This window comes from Kitasatospora sp. NPDC093558 (assembly GCF_040683475.1).
GTDB lineage: Bacteria > Actinomycetota > Actinomycetes > Streptomycetales > Streptomycetaceae > Kitasatospora.
Genome location: NZ_JBFBDY010000926.1, coordinates 1 through 2,072, shown reverse-complemented (window position 1 = coordinate 2,072; position 2,072 = coordinate 1). Strand labels below are relative to the sequence as shown.

The 2,072-nt window shown below is 70.8% G+C and carries 2 protein-coding genes and 1 pseudogene; 1 reads left to right on the top strand and 2 read right to left on the bottom strand.

Annotation, left to right across the window (positions count from 1 at the left end):
• Window positions 1-33: 33 nt before the first annotated feature.
• Window positions 34-168 (bottom strand): annotated as a pseudogene (locus AB0O00_RS37020) (antibiotic biosynthesis monooxygenase); the annotation flags it as partial.
• A 210-nt stretch (window positions 169-378) separates the two neighbouring features.
• Entirely contained in the window at window positions 379-1,545 is a 1,167-nt protein-coding gene (locus AB0O00_RS37015; RefSeq protein ID WP_363659089.1) for a damage-control phosphatase ARMT1 family protein, read from the bottom strand.
• A gap of 297 nt (window positions 1,546-1,842) precedes the next feature.
• On the opposite strand from AB0O00_RS37015, the gene AB0O00_RS37010 reads away from it, so the two are divergent.
• Window positions 1,843-2,025, top strand: coding sequence for a hypothetical protein (locus AB0O00_RS37010; protein ID WP_363659088.1), 183 nt, complete (start codon window positions 1,843-1,845; stop codon window positions 2,023-2,025).
• Window positions 2,026-2,072: the final 47 nt, after the last annotated feature.

Below are 2,072 nucleotides of genomic sequence, written 5' to 3'. Positions count from 1 at the left end.
TGGGGGGGGGCGCGCCGCTCGTTCAACGACTACTCAGGCCTTGGGGCCCGCCGACTGGACGACCTCGAAGGACCACAGCGTCGAGCCGGACGCGGCCGGGCGCTTCGGGGCCTCGCCGCCCTCGGTGGTGGCTCCGCCGCGGTGGGCGGCCTGCATCGGGCCCTCCATAGGCAAGCCATGTGTCGGGCTTGTAGGTGTCGGGTCCCCAAATGTCTCCCCAGGTCGTCGGCAAGACCGAGGTCGTAGGTCGTGACTGGATACCGAATCGACGGAGAACGCGTCGGCAGGCGCCGGCACCGGCTGGGGCAACGATCGCGTTCCTGACACCACCGGTGGATGGTGGCGGGAAACCCAGTTCGCTCCCGCCAGCTCAGTCGTTTAGTCGCGGAGATGGACCTGCACGACGGCATGCCGGCCGTTGGTGCGCCACGGCATACCGGTGCTGTCGAGTCGGGCGATGGTGGTGGCGTCGATGCCGACGATCACGTCGGATTTCAGCGTCCGCAGAGCTGCGACGGACGACGGGAAGTGCTTCGCCGTATCGGTGAACGGGGTGGTCGGTGGCCAGAATTGGTCGCCGACGAGGCGGCGGTAGTTGAGATCGCCCTTGAGGATCGTCATCGCCGCGTCGGCGAGCTCGCCCCGGAGGCTGGCGGGCATGGCCCGGAACGGCAGTGGCGCGCAGAAGAACGGATGCGTGCGGACCACGAGCGCGCCGCTGTTCATCGCCCGCCACAGCCGCCCGCCGACCGCTTCGGCGGCGTGCGAGGGCGCGGTGCGCAGACGCTCGACCGAGGCGAGGACGTCGGCCATCGTCGCGTCCGAGACGTAGTACGGCTGCGGCTTCACGTACAGGACGACCTGCGCCGCGAGGCCGCCGGCCAGGAGGTGGTCGATCAGCACGAGGTCCGGCAGCAGTTCCCGGCCGGCGTTGTCCGCGATGACGCAGACCCGCCCGCCCTTCGGTCGTTCCAGCTCGGCCCAGAGCGTCGCGCTGTCGTCGGCAACCAGGTCGGAGGCAACCGTCCCGGCGGCCTCTGCGGTGATCTGGAAGCTCAGGTCCGCACGGTTTCCCCACAGGGCGGACGACAGGAGCGCCTCGGCCCGTCGAGTCTCCGGAAGATCGTCGAGCTTGCTCAGCGCGGCCAGCTCGTCGTCCACCGCCGCCCCGGCCAGCTCGGCGTTCTTGAACGGCGCGAACGGGTCGATGCCCTGCCACGCGCCGGGCCGGAAGTACCCGATGGCGTCGAGCAGTCGACGGTAGAAGTAGCTCTCCGCCCACAGGAACGGCGCCTCGCCCCAGGGCCTGCCCCATAGTCCCTCGCCCCACTCCAACCACTGGGCGGCGTCCGGAGCGTCCGCGCCCAGCGGCTCCAGGACGCCGGTGGTGCTCTCAACGAGCAGCCTCTCGACCGCATCCCGCTCGGCGGGGCCGTACGGGAGCGCGTCGAGGACCTGCTGAATGAGCTTGGGGTGGCGTTCGTGGAAGACGCCCCAGGCGAAGGACCCGGGGATGTCGCTGCGGATCACGGGTGCGCTCGACACGATGGGGCTCGTCTCTCTCGTCATCGGCGGGCTGAGGGCCCGTCGCCGGCCTCACGGGGGGTCACCTTCGCAGCCGCCCAAGCCGGCTACGGGGAGCGCAGCTCCCGGCTCCCCGCCCACCCAGGGTGCCCTACCTGCGCGGCTACCAGGCCGATATGGCGGCGATCGGTCGGACCTGGATCGAATTCCGAACCGGCTGGCACTGACGTCATTCATCGGCGGCCCGGCTTCGCCCGAGGCCGCCGAGCCTACCGAGAGGTCTCTCCCAAGGCGGGGAGCACACAAGCGGTTGGCCCGATGGAGCGGCAGAACGATCACGCCGACTGCGTCGGCCGCTTCCGCCCCGGCCCGATGATCGACAACCGGCCCGAGTCGCTCGTCACCTGGCGCGTGACCACGGCTGCCACGGCGGTCGCCACGGACGTCGCCAGCCTGCTCGGCGGCGAGCCTGCAGAGTGGGAGACGAGCGCCGAGGACTGAGCCTCAGGATCGCCGGACAACGAAGCGGCGCGCCCCGAATGGTCGGG

Excerpts from the sequence above, each read along its gene's own strand:
- AB0O00_RS37010 (WP_363659088.1), top strand. The coding sequence starts at position 1,843 with ATGGAGCGGCAGAACGATCACGCCGACTGCGTCGGCCGCTTCCGCCCC.